The sequence below is a fragment of the Streptococcus sp. A23 genome (genome assembly GCF_043674155.1).
Taxonomy (GTDB): Bacteria; Bacillota; Bacilli; order Lactobacillales; family Streptococcaceae; genus Streptococcus; species Streptococcus suis_V.
The window spans coordinates 1-16733 of sequence record NZ_JBIMJP010000009.1; the positions used below are offsets into that span (position 1 = coordinate 1).

A 16733-nucleotide genomic window follows, 5' to 3' on the forward strand; every position below is an offset into this window, starting at 1 on the left:
GTAGCAACTCTTGTCCAAGTAAACGCTCAAATCGATGCAGTTCGTTCAAACGTTGAAGCCTTGGCCTTGGAATTGCGGAAGTACTTAGGTACTGATGCAATCGAGATTGTATTGAACAATACTTTTTCTGACTTGCAAGTGGGTGAAGGTTTGGGTGTCTTAGTTGAGGCGTCAACAACAGCAACTCCGTCTATGGACGATCCAAACGGAGCTGGTATCAAACCACATACACTTCGAACTGGCATCACTGCTACAACTGAACCTGGATGGTATACATTTGATTCTTATGATTTATATTCTTATAATGTGAATATGAAAAGTTCCACTTTCAACGGAACTGAAGTTGACGCCTATATGCGATTCTCATTGAACTCAGATCCTACTACAAACACCATCTTGGCTGAATTGGTTAGTAAGGCAGATGGACAAGTAATAGAGAAACATACAGTCGAACCAGGTTCTAGTGTATTATATACTTATCCGAAAACAATCGATACGGATAATGAAAATATCCAAATGCTATATGAAACTCAAACTGCTGTCAACGGTAGTACCTATGGAAACTTGAGATTCATAGGTGACGGAACTGGATCAATTTATAACAATACAATTATTCCAGTTTATCAAATTAACACAACCACTTATAAAGTTGAAGATGGCCGGATTTTAGCGACCTATAACCTTCAAACAATCGGTGGTCAAACTGTTACATCTTCTGGTCAACGTGAATTTGAAGGTTATGAGTTTGTAGAAAAGCAAGTAGAACCTGCCCAAGGTGGTTATCCAGTAGGTACGGTTTATGTGGCTGGTGTAGTTAATTCTACAACGGATCCAACAAATACTATTCAGTATAAGGTAATTCGAACAATTGTCTCGAATACTGAGTACGTCCACGAGATTTTTGTATTGGATCCAACCTACACTGGAACTGTAGATTGGGAGGGTCTGGATACTAGTGGATTCTTCAAGTTGCTTGAGACTTCTCATTTGAGTTATACTCCGGATAGAGTATCGTATGATTATAATACTGAGGCAAGAATTTGGGCAGACCATACTATTGATCCAGAAAAAGGATATATGGTATTTGCAGAATCACCAGCTAATGCTGATGGTTCTAAATATCGCGTAGTTGCTAACTGGTCGGGCACATCAACTACCGGTCCTTACGGAAGAATTTTCATCGGCTCACAAGTATGGACTAAAGCGAATACGGGCGCTGATACTCCATTTGCATGGCAGTCTGTAGATGGCACATATGTTGACTTGGGTTACAAACCTTATGGTATCCAACAAACTTTGCGTGGTGCCTCTACTCCGGCCGCGTTAACAACTACATATGTTTATAAACCTTTAGAGCAACAAGCGATCATCCGCTACCAAATTGAAGGAGCGACAGATTACTTGGAAGATTCAGGTACATTGACTGGTGGTTCAGGTACTGATATCAACTACTCAACTGAAGATACAATCAACAAGTATAAGCAATTGGGTTATGAGCTTGTTTCAGATAACTTTACGACTACTGACGGTCAAGACTATGATACTGACACAGCAGTTTTACAAGAGTTTTTAGTTGTTATTAAGCCACGTGTCGAAGAAGTTCCAAATACAGCGGTTCCAGGTCAGCCAGTAGATCCAACCGATCCAAACTCACCTGTTTGGCCAGACACTATTAATAACCTTGAGACAACACAAGAAGTTACTCGTACAGTTGAGTACAAGTATGAAGATGGAACTCCAGTTCGTGTAGATGCTGCAGGCAACATCTTGCCTAAAGACTCTACAGAAGGTACGCCACTTGTTAAGACTGAAACAGTATCCTTTACTCGCCCAGCTCAAGTGAACCTTGTAACAGGTGAAGTGACTTATGGTGAATGGACAGCTGACTCGACAGATGTTCTTAATGGTAACCTCATTCCAGAAATCACAGACTACACAGCAACTCGTACAACTCTCGAAGGTGCTGATGCTCCAATGACAGAAACAGTAAAAGATAAGACTGTTACTGCAACTGATGCAGACATTAATGAAGTGGTTTACTTCAAAGAAAATCCTAAGTATGGTGATGTTGTTGTTAACTATGTAAACGAGGATGGCAAAGTTATTGCAACTCCTGTTGTAGATACAAACGATGCTCTTGTAGGTACAGACTACTCAACAGCTGACCAAGTTCCAGCGAAGATTGTTGAAGATGCAACTGGCGATGTATACTACTACAAAGAAATCAAAGCTGAAGATGCAACTAAAGAAACTGGCACAGTCGTAGAAGGTACTACAGAAGTAACCTACGTTTACGAAAAAGCTGGTGACGTTGTTATCAAGTATGTGGACGTTAACGGTCTTGAATTGAAAGCTCCAGTTTCGGACACTACAGACGGTAAACCAGGTTCAGACTACAACACAGCTGAAGGTACTGAAAAACCAGCAACTATCACAACAGCAGACGGTAAAGTATATGCTCTTGTTCCAGCAGGTGACTACCCAGTTGGTACAGTAGCAGCAGATAGCAACTTGGCTTCAGGCGCAACTCCAACAGGTACTGTTGAAGCAGGCGTAACTAAAGAAGTAACTTACGTTTACCAAGAAGTGAAAGGTAAGGTTGTCGTTAACTACATCACTGAGGACGGCACAGTGATTAAGACTCAAGTTGAAGATACAAAAGAATCATCAGCAGGAACTCCATACGACACAACAGATAACAAGCCAACAACTATCACAACTGATGATGGTAAGACTTACGAGTTGATCCCAGCAGCAACAATCGGTACTGAAGAAGGTACAGTTGAAGCAGGTAAGACAACAGAAGTTACTTATGTCTACAAAGAAGTGAAAGGTTCAGTAGTTGTTAACTATGTAACAACTGATGGCACAGTTCTTCAAGCACCTGTAACAGACACTCCAGAAACTTCAACAGGTACTCCATACGATACAACAGATGTTATGCCAGGAACTATCACAACTGCTGATGGTAAGACATACAAACTTGTTCCAACCCTTACTAAAGGTTCTGAAACAGGTGACGTTGTTCCAGGTGTAACGGAAGTAACATACGTTTACGAAGAAGTCAAGGGTGACGTTGTTATTAACTATGTAAACACTGATGGCAAAGTCATTGCTTCTCAAGTAGTTGATACGAAGGCAACTTCAACAGGTACAGACTATGATACAACTGATAACAAACCAGCTAAGATCACAACTGAAGATGGTACAGTTTACTACTACAAAGAAGTAGATGCAACTTCAGCTACTGAAACTGGTAAGGTTGTGGAAGGCACTACTGAAATCACTTACGTTTACGAGCAAGCTGGTTCTGTAACAGTTAACTATGTAACAACTGACGGTAAAGTTATCAAATCTCCAGTTAAGGATGAAGAGAATGCTGAGCCAGGTAAGACATACTCAACTGAAGACAACAAACCTGAAACAATCACAACAGAAGACGGTAAGACTTACAAGCTTGTTCCAAATGCAACTACAGGCGAAGAAAACGGAACAATCACTTCTGGTGAAGATAAGCAAGTCACTTACGTTTACGAAGAAGTGAAAGGTAACGTTGTTGTTGAGTACTACAACACTGCTGGTGAGAAGATTGCCGAAGATGTTGAAGATACTCCTGCATCATCAACAGGTACAGCCTACACAACTCTTGATAATAAACCAGAAACTATCACAGCAACTGACGGTACAGTTTACTACTACAAAGAAGTGAAAGCTGACTCAGCAGCTGAAACAGGTGACGTTGTAGAAGGTACAACTACTGTTAAGTACGTTTACGAACAAGCTGGTAACGTAGTTGTGAACTACATCACTGAAGATGGTACAGTTATCAAGCAACCTGTGAATGATGAAACAAATGCAGCTCCAGGTAGTGAGTACAACACAACTGATAACAAACCAACTACAATCACTACTGAAGATGGCACAACCTACGAATTGGTTCCAAGTGCAACTATCGGTACTGAAAATGGAGAAGTTGAATCTGGTAAGACTACTGAAGTAACTTATGTTTACCGTAAGGTTGAAACTCCAGCAGCTAAGACTGGTAACGTTGTGGTTGAATATTACAATACTGCAGGTGAGAAAATCGCTTCTGATGTTGTAGATACACCAGAAACAACAACTGGAACTGTCTATGAAACATTTGATTTCAAACCAGCAACAATCACAAAAGATGGTGTAACATACTTCTACAAAGAAGTGAAAGACACATCAGCTGCTGAGAAAGGTACTGTTGTTGAAGGTACTACAACTGTTCAATACGTCTACGAGCCAGCTGGTTCAGTAACAGTTAACTATGTAACTACAGATGGTACAGTAATCAAATCTCCAGTTAAGGATGAAGAGAACGCTGAACCAGGTAAGACGTACACAACAGAAGACAATAAGCCAACTACAATCACTACTGAAGATGGTAAGACATACAAACTTGTTCCAAGCTTGACTACTGGTGAAGAAAATGGATCAGTAACTTCAGGCGAAGACAAGCAAGTAACTTACGTATACGAAGAAGTGAAAGGTGACGTTGTTGTTAACTACATCGACACTGAAGGCAATGTCATCAAAGCACCTGTAACAGATACACCATCTACATCAACAGGTACATCTTACGATACAACAGATAACAAACCAACAACTATCACAACTGAAGATGGTACTGAGTACAAACTTGTTCCAGTATTGACTAAGGGTGAAGAAAATGGTTCTGTTGTTGAAGGTACAACTCAAGTAACTTATGTTTACCAAAAAGTAACAACTCCAGCTCCAAATCCAAACGGTAGCGTTGTCGTTAACTATGTGAACACGAATGGTGAAACAATTGCAACGTCAGTAAACGATACAACTGATGCGGCTCTTGATACAACTTACGATACAACAGATTTCAAACCAGCAGTTATCAAACACAATGGTGTTACATACTTCTACAAAGAAGTGAAAGCTGGCGATAACGAGTCTGGTAAAGTTGTAGAAGGTACTACAGAAGTAACTTACGTTTACGAGCCAGCAGGTTCAGTAACAGTTAACTATGTAACTACTGACGGTACAGTAATCAAATCTCCAGTTAAGGACGAAGAGAACGCTGAACCAGGTAAGACATACACAACTGAAGATAACAAACCAAGTACTATCACTACTGAAGATGGTAAGACATACAAACTTGTTCCAAGCTTGACTACTGGTGAAGAAAATGGATCAGTAACTCCAGGCGAAGACAAGCAAGTGACTTATGTATATGAAGAAGTGAAGGGTAACGTTGTTGTTAACTACATCGACACTGAAGGTAATGTGATTGCTGCTCAAGTAGAAGATACAAGCTCAACTTCAACAGGTACATCTTACGATACAACAGATAACAAACCAACTACAATTACTACAGCTGACGGTTCTGTCTATGAACTTGTTCCAGTATTGACTCAAGGTAATGAAAATGGTTCTGTAGTAGAGGGTACAACTCAAGTAACTTACGTATACCGTAAAGTATCTAGTGCAGTTAAATCTCCTGTAACCAACCACGTTGATGAGAATGGTAAGTCTATTTCACCTCAAGAAGATGGCACTAAACCAAATACATCAATTCCAGGTTATGAGTTTACAGGTAAGACTACTGTTGACGAAGATGGCAATGTGACTCACGTTTACCGTAAAGTAACACCTAAAGGTACAGTTGTCGTGAACTATATCACTGAAGATGGTACAGTTATTTCTACTCCAGTAACAGATACACCATCATCAGATGTAGACACACCATACGACACAACAGATAACAAGCCAGGTACAATCACATTTAACGGTGAGGAATACGAACTTGTTCGAGTTGACGGTACTGAAAACGGTACAGTTGTTGAAGGTGAAACTGTAGTAACTTATGTATACCGTAAAGTAACACCTGCTAAGAAAGTTGTAACCAACCACGTTGACGAAGATGGAAATGTCATCAATCCACAAGAAGATGGCACAACACCAAATAAAGGTAACTCAATTCCAGGTTACGTATATGTGAAGACTACAACTGACAGCGATGGTAATACAACTCATATTTACCGTAAGATTCCAACAAATCCTACAAGTCCTGTAACTCCAAATCCAGGTCGTCCAGTACCACCTACACCAGGTAAACCAGTTACTCCGACTCCTGACAAGCCTGTTACTCCTGTAACTCCAGAGCCAGGTAAACCAGGAACTCCTGCTACTCCGGCTAAACCAGCAACTCCAGCTGCGGGTCAAGCTCAATTACCAAATACGGGTGAAGCTTCATCTTCAGCAACTGTTCTTGGTGCAGCAATGCTTGTGGCAGCTCTTGCACTTGTTGGAAAACGTCGTCGTAATAACGAAGACTAATCTATTCTCTTTCTTGTGTGTCCTCCAACTATACAAGCAAAGAATGAAAATAGAAATTGGAAAGGTTAGCTTTTCCAATAAGCTGTTCTACGCTAGTAGTAAGCAGGCTAAAAAAGAGAAGACCAAATTGGTCTTCTCACAGATTGAAGACAAAGTCGTTAGAATTGTATTTCTAACGGCTTTTTCATATGTAAATTAGTATAATTGAGATAGGAATGCTAGCTAATAAACAGAGGGAAAATCGCTATGTTACACAAAGAAAACTCAGACTACAATCGCGGTCAATTTAGTTTCTATAGTCTAGATGACCTTGTTCCTCAAAATCGTCTCCTTCGTCAAATAGAAGAAGCTATTGATTTTTCCTTTATTTATGACTTAGTCGCAGATAGCTATAGCGATGATACGGGTCGCCCCTAGTCTTGACCCTATTCTGCTCATTAAAATTCCAATCCTGCGTTGTCTCTTCGGTATTCGCTCCATGCGTCAACCATTAAGGAAATTGGAGTGAACACTGCCTATCGTTGGTTTCTTGGTCTTCTACTGGATGATAAGGTGCCTCATTTCACTACCTACGGAAAGAATTATGTCCGTCGTTTCCAAGATAGACAGGTTATTGAAGGCATTTTTACCCATATCTTAGGTCTCTGTGTCAATGCAGGATTCATAGATCCGACAGAAATTTTCATTGTACAATAACCCTTGGCTCTTCTGATAATGGAACGTAGACCTAGAATGTGCATCAAGCGTCGAATCCGCTTCCTGTTGTAGTTTGTTTCAAGCTTGCGATTGACAAATAGCATCATACGACGATAACCAAGAATGTCTGTCATGAATTGTTTTTCGATGAGAAGCTGAGCGATTTTCTGGTGAATGACGGTTGCAATTTGGTGGTTCTTCTTGACCAGAGAAGTTTCTGCGACAGCCATTTTTCCGTAATTTTTACAGCGGAAACGGTGCTTTCTCAAGCGGATAAGCAGAGGGTAACCAGCAGATTCTAAGTATGGAATTTTAGAGGCTTTCTGGAAATCGTATTTAGCCATTTGACCATGACAAGAGTGGCATTTAGGAGCTGAATAGTCCAAATGACCATGAAGCTCTCTGTGCGTTCCCATATCGTATTCATTAGTGATAATAATATTTTTGTCTTTCGTTCCAAGTAAGTTTGTGATACTATCCTCGCTTTATTATTTCTTGGCTCGGGGATAAACAATCACTTCCCTGACTGTTTATCTATTCCATATGATTCCTTTCTAATGATGGTTTAGTCTTTTTTCATTATAGGTCATATGGGACTTTTTGATACTCAAAAAGGCTCCATAATCTCTATAGGGGATTTACCCACTACAGTCTTATAGAGCCGTTTTTTGAGTTTTTCGGTGCTTCCAACCACAAGTTATTGATCCGGTCAATCATCGAGCGGATGAAGTGGCGTAACTGATTTTATTAGTTGCTAAAATATAACCATAGAAAAAGCCACAGCTCAGCTGTGACCTTATTTCTATCCTACAAATTCTGTAATTTCTTTTTCGATATTGGCGATTTTTTCTTCAGCCTCACCTAAGGTTGCGCCAACTGTTGCGATGTAGAATTTGATTTTTGGTTCGGTACCTGATGGGCGAACGGCAAACCAGCTATCGTCTGTCAAGGTGTACTTGAGCACATCTGACGGAGGTGTTGTCAGTTCAGTTGTCGTTCCGTCAAGAGCGACAGCCTTTTGCAGAGCGAAGTCCTCGAATAGAGCAATGTCTGTCTTGTTGAACTGCTCAGGAGCATGCTCACGGAACTTAGCCATGATAGCCTTGATTTGCTCGGCACCGTCTTTACCAGAAAGAGTAACAGAGATGGTTTTCTCAGCGAAGTAACCGTATTCCTTGAAGATTTCGTCGATACCATCTGCCAAGGTCATGCCGCGAGAGCGGTAGTAGGCAGCAATCTCTGCGACCATCAGAACGGCTTGAATGGCATCCTTATCGCGCACGAATGGCTTAATCAAGTAACCAAAGCTTTCTTCAAAACCAAACATGTAAGTATGGTTGTGTTTTTCTTCAAATTCTTGGATTTTCTCAGCGATGAATTTGAAACCTGTCAAGACGTTGAACATGGTTGCGCCGTAGCTTTCAGCTATCTTAGTTACCAGTTCAGTTGACACAATCGATTTAGCAAGGGCAGCGTTTGCTGGGAGGGTACCTGCTTGTTTATGCGCTTCAAGGACATACTTAGCAATGATAGCACCGATTTGGTTACCAGACAGGTTCCAGTATGAACCGTCTGCTTGACGGACTTCGACACCGACACGGTCAGCATCTGGGTCTGTTGCCAGCAATACATCAGCACCAACTTCGCGGCCAAGTTCTTCGGCAAGTGCAAAGGCAGCCTGGCTTTCTGGGTTTGGAGAGGCAACTGTTGAGAAGTCTGGGTCAGCTGTTGCTTGGCTTTCAACAACTGCTACAGATTCAAAACCAGCTTCAGCCAAGGCACGACGAGCCAACATCTCACCAGTACCGTGAAGTGGGGTATAGACAATCTTCATGTCCTTACCATGCTCAGCAATCAAGTCTTTGTTGATATTGATAGACTTTAGCTCATCCAGGTAGAGGCGGTCTGTCTCTTCACCGAGAACCGTAATCAGACCGTTAGCCTTGCTTTCTTCCAAGTCAGCCAATGCCACTGCAAATGGATTGTCAATAGCACGGATGTAGTCCGTCAAAGCAGACGCATCTGCTGGTGGCATTTGTCCACCATCTTCGCCGTAAACCTTGTAACCATTGAATTCTTTAGGGTTGTGGCTGGCAGTCACCATGATACCTGCAACGGCATTGTAGTGGCGGACAGCAAAGGACAATTCTGGTGTTGGGCGTAGGCTTTCAAAGACGTAAGACTTGATGCCATGGGCTGCCAAGACCTGTGCGGATTCAAAGGCAAATTCTGGAGAGAAGTGGCGAGTGTCGTAAGCAATCGCTACCCCACGTTTTTTAGCTTCTTCACCTTTAGACTCGACCAATTTTGCCAAACCTTCGGTTGCTTGACGCACCACGTAGATATTGATGCGGTTGGTACCAGCACCGATATAGCCACGCATACCTGCTGTACCAAATTCAAGATTTGTATAAAAGGCATCTTCTTTGGTTTTTTCATCCATGGCCAATAAATCCTGACGAAGGTAGTCAGGCAGGTCAGCAACATCTAGCCAGGTTTGATAGGTTTCTTGATAAGACATAGGATATCTCCTTAAAAAAAATTTTTCTATTAAACGCTTTCATTATACCATTTTCAAAAAAAAAAATCATGCTTTCACATGATTTTCTGAGATTTATTTTACAACTTTCTGCAAAATCGGAACAATGGCTACGGTCAATAGGGCTGAGACAATCAATTCCGTGATGGAGTTGATAGAAACGATGCCTGCTAGGACCAGTTTAATGTCGCCCTTGTAGACAGAGCCAAAGAAAATGAAAATACCGGACAGGACAAAAATGGTATTGGTCAGGGTACCAGTCAGACCCGCCAGAGCCAGCCCAGGCTTATTGCTCAGCCATTTGTAGATATAATAAGGCGTGACCCCAATCAAAATTCGTGGGACAAGGGCAATCAGAATAGAGTAGAAGTTTCCGTTTTCCACCAAGGGGCTAAAGACATAGCTCATAGGCGATAAGATAATGGAATTTCGGATAATGGACATGACGCCCATGAAGCCGCCTAGCTTGGCTCCCAGCTTTGGTCCGTAGAGGATGCTAGCAATGATGACAGGGATGTGGGTAATGGTTGGCTTGACAGGAAGTACGAAGCTGGCAAAAATAGCCTGACTGATGACCTCGATAATGATCATAATGGCGATAAAAATGGCTGTCATGGCCACCTGATTGGACTGTTTATTTCTCACTTAAAATTCTACTCACTTTCTCTATGATGATGTCAACCTCAGCCAGGGCCCCAGTTCCAAAATCACCGCAGGCAAGCAGGGCCTCCCGAGGCTTGATTTCTTCATAGCCATAGCTTGTCAAGTTCTTCAGATTGTGTTGTGTGGCTGGGTGGAGGTACATATTGGTATTCATGGCAGGAGCGACCAATTTTGGCACCCCGATAGGGATGGCCAGAGCCGTCGCCGTCACCATATTGTCTGCCATACCGTTTGCCAGCTTGGCGATAGTATTGACCGAGGCAGGAGCCACCAGGAAAAGGTCCGTTTCCTTGGCAATATCGATATGCTTGATAGAGGCAGGATTTTCCTCCAGCATGAGGTCGGTATGGACCAGATTTTTGGACAGGGCTTGAAGGGTCAAGGGCGTGATAAAGTCCATAGCAGAGCGGCTCATGAGGACTGTCACAGAGTGACCGAGTTTTGTCAGCTGGCTGGTGATGTCAGCAGCCTTGTAGGCGGAAATTGACCCTGTCACCGCAAGTGTAATTCTTGCCATAGTCTTACCCCTTTTCTACGGTATTTAAAATGAGTTGGGCGATGTCCTGCTTGGTATCCGCAGGAATAGCCTCGGTCTGAGACACCAGGTAGCCCAGATGTTTGTCGGCAGTAATGTCCACTAGGTCGTTGGCCAGGATGTAGTCTGCCTTGTTACGCTGGATGCTATCTCGTGCCACGGCAAATAGTTCTTTCTTGGGCACGTCGACCAGTAACTTAAAGCCAATCAACTGGATGCCTGGATTCCATTGTTTGACATGGGAGATAACTTTGGGTGTTTTTTTCAAGAAGAGCACCTGGTAGTCAGCCTTGGATGAAATCTTGGTTTCCGTATTTTTCTTCTCCAGCAGGCTGGTGATGTCCTCTGTTTCCCTAACCTCGTCCAAGTCAGTCATATAGACCGGTGTGTAGTCGGAAACGGCCATGCTGTGGATGAGGACTTGGTGGGTCTTGACAAGAGGTTCAAGAGTTTCTTTCAGGCTCTCTACATTGGTGATTTCTACAATTGTCAGATGAGGATGAGATGTTGGCTTGACAGCTTGCTTGGTTGTCACCAAAGTTACCTCGTGCCCTCTTGCCAGAGCCTGTTCGGCAATGATTTTTCCTAAGGTACCTGTTGCGTGGTTGGTGATAGCCCTGACCTGGTCAATAACCTCACTGGTTCCACCTGATGTAATGATGATTTTCATGTCCATATTGTACTAAATTTTCCATTTTTCGTAAAGTTTTCGCGACCAATAGACTATTACTAAAATGGAATCAAACTATAACTGTTATTGAATGATAGTCCGCCACAAAATCCGAATACTCTTACTATTTTTCATAAAAATGTTTCCGATTTTCCAAGGGGATGTGATATACTGGAAAAAAATATTTCGCTAAGGGGAGCCAGCATGAAAACAGACATTGAAATTGCACAGAGTGTTTCACTCAAGCCGATTACAGAGATTGTTGAGCAGGTCGGAATTGGATTTGATGACCTCGAATTATACGGAAAATACAAGGCTAAATTGTCTTTTGATAAAATCAATGCAGTCAAGGACAATGAGCTTGGCAAGTTAATTTTGGTAACAGCCATCAACCCAACTCCAGCTGGAGAAGGCAAGTCCACTGTGACTATTGGATTGGCAGATGCTCTGGCAAAAATTGGCAAGAAAACCATGATTGCCTTGCGGGAGCCATCGCTTGGACCTGTAATGGGTGTCAAGGGCGGAGCTGCTGGTGGTGGCTATGCGCAGGTTCTACCGATGGAAGATATCAATTTGCATTTCACAGGGGATATGCACGCCATTACAACAGCTAACAATGCCCTGTCTGCTCTGATTGATAATCATTTGCATCAAGGAAACGAGTTGGGCTTGGATCCGCGCCGGATTATTTGGAAACGGGTGGTAGACCTAAATGATCGCGCCCTTCGTAAGGTCACAGTTGGTCTGGGTGGACCGCTGAACGGTGTACCGCGTGAAGATGGCTTTGATATTACGGTTGCCTCTGAAATTATGGCCATTCTCTGCTTGGCGACGGACCTAGACGACCTCAAAGAACGCTTGGCAAGCATTGTCATTGGTTATCGCTATGACCGTACACCTGTTTTTGTTCGGGATTTGCAGGTGGAAGGAGCGCTGACTCTCATTCTCAAAGATGCGATTAAACCAAATTTGGTTCAAACCATTTATGGTACGCCCGCTTTGGTTCATGGTGGTCCCTTTGCCAATATTGCCCATGGTTGTAACTCAGTCCTTGCGACTACGACGGCTCTACGTTTGGCAGATTATACGGTCACAGAGGCTGGTTTTGGAGCAGATTTGGGTGCAGAGAAATTCTTGGATATTAAGACACCGAATTTGCCAAAATCGCCTGATGCCGTGGTGATTGTTGCCACGCTGAGAGCTCTGAAGATGCACGGTGGTGTCGCAAAATCAGACCTTGCGACTGAGAATGTTGAGGCTGTTAAAGCTGGCTTTGCCAATCTCAAGCGCCATGTCGAAAATATCCAGAAATACGGTATTCCAGCTGTCGTTGCCATCAATGAATTTGTATCTGATACAGCTGACGAAATCGCTGCACTCAAAGAACTGTGTGGTCAAATCGGTGTTCCTGTCGAACTTGCCAGTGTCTGGGCAGACGGTGCGGCCGGTGGAGTTGCTTTGGCTGAAACGGTAGTCGCAACCATTGAAAAACAGCAGGCCAACTACCAAGCCATTTATCAGTCTGACGATGATTTGGCAACCAAGGTCAGTAAGATTGTGACGCAGATTTACGGTGGAACGGGTGTCGTTTTTGAAAAGAAAGCCCGCAATCAATTGGCCGAATTTGCCAAGAATGGCTGGGATAAATTGCCTGTTTGTATGGCCAAGACCCAGTACAGTTTTTCAGATGATCCATTTGCGCTGGGGGCACCGACTGATTTCGATATTACTGTCCGTGAATTTGTACCAAAATTAGGTGCTGGCTTTATCGTGGCTTTGACCGGTGATGTCATGACCATGCCTGGTTTGCCAAAAGCACCTGCGGCTCTCAACATGGACGTGGCAGCAGATGGTTCAGCCCTGGGCTTGTTTTAGAAATGAGTTTATGATTAGAACCAGCCTAATTGAATAAAAATACAAAAAAGTCTCGCTATGAGACTTTTTGAGTTTGTAGACAAAATCTCTTTTCAGACTTTCCTGAGGTGATGTCGGAAGGTAGTAAACTTTCTTGTGTCTGGGTTTACTCCTCAAACAGTCCCCCAGACTGTTTGAGCTACTTACGGAATTCTATACCTAGTATTTGAGCCTAAGGTCTCAAATACTCCGAATGCCTGAAACGACAACGTTTCAGGCATTTTCATCACAGCGGAAAGTCCTGGCTTAGGGCTCGCTCCGCTCGCAAAATAAACTAAATTTTTGTTTTTTCTTAGTAGTGCTACTCAGTTTATTTATCCAGAATTTAGTTTGTCTGCACTATGAAAAAGTCTCGCTGTGAGACTTTTTTTAGATGCTGTCTAGCCTGTATAGTCCTTGCTTGCTTAGTTTGTAAACCTGATGACAGACCTCCTTCAAAAATCGTCGATCGTGCGAGACGCAGATAAGTGTCCCCTGATAATCCGAGAATAATTCACGAATGTAGGGCTGTGAAATGGGTGAAAAATTGCGACTGGGCTCGTCTAGTAGTAAAACATTGGCCTTGTCCAATACCATTTTTAAGAGCAGCAATTTTGCTTGTTGCCCACCTGATAAATCGGAAATAGCATGGTGAACCTCTTCGCGGGTGAATTGGAGACTGGCCAGGTAGGTGAGAGCAGCCTCTTGTTCCTCTTTGTCCTTTTCTCCTGCTAAAAATGCGAGAGGAGTTTTGCTTAATGGCAATAAATCTGCGTAGTGCTGAGGCATGTAGCCCAGCTGTAGGTCAGACCTGGTTTGCAGATGCTGATAGAGGAACTTTATGAGGCTGGATTTTCCGATACCATTAGCTCCGATAATGCCGACTTTCTCACCGGCTTTGACCTTCATGAAGAGATTTTTAACCAAAAGGCGCTCATGGCACCACAGTTCTTCCCCCTGTACGTCGATAATCTGTTTGTGCGCTGGCAACGGCTGAATGTCAGAAAAGAACAGGTGAATGGCATCTTCATGGTAGGGCATTTTGGTCATGCTTTCTGCCTGTTTTTCATAGCGCTTTTCCCTAGCTAAAACAGATTTCATCTTTTTGGCTACTAGCCGTCCAGCTGTTGCATCATGGGTATTGAGCAAGGTATTCCGGACCTGAGATTTTTGGCGACGGTGTTTTTCCATGGCTTTTTCAAATTCCTTGCGGTCGTTTTGCGCTTGCTGGACCTGTTTATAGTAGGCTGCCTCGCGCTGGTCACGGTAGGCTTGATAATCTATGGTCTGAACGCTTGTTTTAGCCAGCATTTTTTTCTTTACAGATTGTAAATGCACAATTTTTGAGGCAGTTTTGGCAAGAAAATCCTCATCGTGTGAGACGTAGACAATCGTTTTGGAGCTAGTGGCAATATAGTTTTCTAACCATGAGAGCGTATCTAGGTCTAGGTCGTTTGACGGTTCGTCTAGAAAAATAATATCAGAATGCTTAGCGAGCGATTTGATGAGTTGGATTTTGAGTTTTTCTCCACCGGACAGGCTAGAAATCAATTGGTCACTGCTCAATCGGTCACTGTCAAAAGCCAGTTGGTCGGCGTAGCGATAGAGCAGTCCGAAATCAATATCCAGATCTACTTGAGAAAATAAGTAGTCATTGAGTGTCAGCTCTGCCATTTCCAAAGGAAGAGACTGTGGGATGTAGATCGGTGCGGTGAAGTGGCGCTGAATCGTGCCACTTATCAGGAGATAGTCTGCTACCATGTCTGGATTGAGCAAGGTCTTGAGAAGGCTGGACTTGCCATTGCCTTCTTCACCAATGATCGCCACCTTATCGCCACTATTGATGGTGAGGGTGAGGTTGGCTACGAGTGGACGCAGGTCTTTTTGGTGGTGGATCGAGAGATTTTGTGTTGTGATGAGCATAAGGCCTCCTTGTATGAGAAAAAAACACACTACTTACTCAGTAGCGTGCCTGCTCAAAAAAGACCTATTTTGGGAATAGGAGAACAGGAAAAATAGACACAGGCAAGCTACCTCTAAGTATAAACTTAATAGAGATTACTTGTCTGTGTCCATGGTCCTTTACCTCGTATTCTTTTGATAGTATTACTATATCTGATTGGGAATAATTTGTCAAGCCATATCATCATTTTCGAATATGGTTTGGTCAGTTTTTCCGTTGACAATGTTAGCAATGGTCTGGGCAACCTTTTCCACGGCAATTGGTCGACCGGCCCAAGCTGGACTTGCAGGATCCATTTTTTCCAGAATAGCCTGGGCTCTTTCACTTGTCCCTGCCTTGCCTGGACCGTACATCATGCTAGGACGGACGATGCTCGTTTTGAAGGATTGCGCCAAGAGATAATCCTCCGCCTCTTTTTTAGCCTTGCGGTAGCCATCTGGCGTCGCAAGCCCTTCGAGGTGGGTGGATACGTAAATGTAGTGGTGGTCACTTTTATCTGCCATAACATCCGCAATCACCTTGGCAGCACCGAGAATGACCTTATCATAGGTTAAGCCTTTTTCGGACTCTTCTTTGACCATGCCGACCAAGTTAATGACAACAGTATGGTCATTAAGCAATTCCTTCCACTTATCTGCTTGATAGAGGTCGGCCTCTACCCAGTTGACGTCTGGACGGAATTTTTTGCTATTTTCGGGATCAAATGACCGTGTAATAGCAGTTAGCTGATGACCGCTCGCAATCAATTTTTCCATCACTTCTTGACCTAAAAAGCCACTTGCTCCGAATAAAAGTACATTTGACATAAGAATTTCTCCTTTTAATATCACTATGTAGTAATTATATACCTATTTTGAGCATTTGTCACATATAATACAGCCTTATGCTATAATGAAAGGGAAAAAGGAGAAATCACAATGCCAATAAGGAATATAAGACAAGCAGAGCAACTAGAAATTGATGCTACCGTACGCCTTCGTGCCTATGATGGTCAATATGAGCTTGCTTTTGACTGGCATCAAAATAAGGAGCTAGTCTGGTTGGTTGACGGTGTGAAAGAAGTCTACAGCTTGGAAAAATTAGCTAGGATGTACAGTTTTTTATCGGAAAATGGCGAGTGCTACTGGATAGAAATTCGGGAAAAGTGTGGTTGGAGACCGATTGGAGACGTGACCCTGCTGGCAGATGACTTTGCGATTTCCATCGGCGATAGCCGTTACTGGGCAAGGGGCATTGGTGGCAAGGTCTTAAAACGGATGATAGAACGTGCGAAAGAGCTAGGCTTCACAGAAATTCGAGTAGGAGAAATTTATGATTGGAATATTGGTTCCCAGCGTCTGTTTGAGAAGATGGGATTTAGCAGGCTCGAAAAAACAGAGAAGGGCTGGTCTTACAAGGTGACAGTATAATGATGATTAATAGTCCCGGTGCTGGGAAA

The 16733-nt window shown here is 43.0% G+C and carries 9 protein-coding genes and 2 pseudogenes; 4 read left to right on the forward strand and 7 right to left on the reverse strand.

Translation table 11 applies throughout. The annotated features are described in order from the left end of the window. Together ACHBIE_RS06225 and ACHBIE_RS06230 are read left to right on the forward strand one after the other, a co-directional pair. Positions 1 to 6336 (forward strand): MucBP domain-containing protein (locus ACHBIE_RS06225; protein ID WP_394732967.1); only part of this gene is annotated, 6336 nt, incomplete at its 5' end. A 246-nt stretch (positions 6337 to 6582) separates the two neighbouring features. Continuing rightward, positions 6583 to 7023 (forward strand): annotated as a pseudogene (locus ACHBIE_RS06230) (transposase); the annotation flags it as partial. Here ACHBIE_RS06230 and ACHBIE_RS06235 read toward each other — a convergent pair. The 5 genes and pseudogenes from ACHBIE_RS06235 to ACHBIE_RS06255 form a co-directional block, all read right to left on the reverse strand. Continuing rightward, positions 7023 to 7505: pseudogene (locus tag ACHBIE_RS06235) on the reverse strand (IS3 family transposase); the annotation flags it as partial. The pseudogenes ACHBIE_RS06230 and ACHBIE_RS06235 overlap by 1 nt on opposite strands. 329 nt (positions 7506 to 7834) lie before the next feature. Next, positions 7835 to 9553: a phospho-sugar mutase gene (locus ACHBIE_RS06240; RefSeq protein WP_394732968.1), complete on the reverse strand. Its 1719-nt coding sequence runs from the start codon at positions 9551 to 9553 to the stop codon at positions 7835 to 7837. Positions 9554 to 9646: 93 nt separating this feature from the next. Further along, positions 9647 to 10186 carry an ECF transporter S component gene (locus ACHBIE_RS06245; RefSeq protein ID WP_161943036.1) on the reverse strand — a complete coding sequence of 180 codons (540 nt, stop codon included), beginning with the start codon at positions 10184 to 10186 and terminating at the stop codon, positions 9647 to 9649. Between the two features lie 19 nt (positions 10187 to 10205). Further along, a complete protein-coding gene (gene coaC, locus ACHBIE_RS06250; RefSeq protein ID WP_105122683.1) occupies positions 10206 to 10751 on the reverse strand; it encodes a phosphopantothenoylcysteine decarboxylase in 546 nt (181 codons plus the stop codon). Between the two features lie 4 nt (positions 10752 to 10755). Further along, positions 10756 to 11439 carry a phosphopantothenate--cysteine ligase gene (locus ACHBIE_RS06255; protein ID WP_161943037.1) on the reverse strand — a complete coding sequence of 228 codons (684 nt, stop codon included), beginning with the start codon at positions 11437 to 11439 and terminating at the stop codon, positions 10756 to 10758. A 204-nt stretch (positions 11440 to 11643) separates the two neighbouring features. On the opposite strand from ACHBIE_RS06255, the gene ACHBIE_RS06260 reads away from it, so the two are divergent. Then, complete coding sequence (locus ACHBIE_RS06260; protein WP_105122684.1) at positions 11644 to 13314, forward strand: formate--tetrahydrofolate ligase; 1671 nt, start codon at positions 11644 to 11646, stop codon at positions 13312 to 13314. Positions 13315 to 13722: 408 nt separating this feature from the next. Here the strand turns inward: ACHBIE_RS06260 and ACHBIE_RS06265 are convergent, their stop codons facing one another. After that, positions 13723 to 15255, reverse strand: coding sequence for an ATP-binding cassette domain-containing protein (locus ACHBIE_RS06265; protein WP_105122685.1), 1533 nt, complete (start codon positions 15253 to 15255; stop codon positions 13723 to 13725). Between the two features lie 210 nt (positions 15256 to 15465). Beyond that, a complete protein-coding gene (locus ACHBIE_RS06270) occupies positions 15466 to 16101 on the reverse strand; it encodes an NAD(P)H-binding protein (RefSeq protein WP_105122686.1) in 636 nt (211 codons plus the stop codon). Between the two features lie 111 nt (positions 16102 to 16212). Here ACHBIE_RS06270 and ACHBIE_RS06275 point away from each other — a divergent pair, with 111 nt between their 5' ends. Beyond that, the gene (locus ACHBIE_RS06275) at positions 16213 to 16704 is read left to right on the forward strand and encodes a GNAT family N-acetyltransferase (protein ID WP_105122687.1); all 492 of its coding nucleotides are present in this window, start codon (positions 16213 to 16215) and stop codon (positions 16702 to 16704) included. Positions 16705 to 16733: the final 29 nt, after the last annotated feature.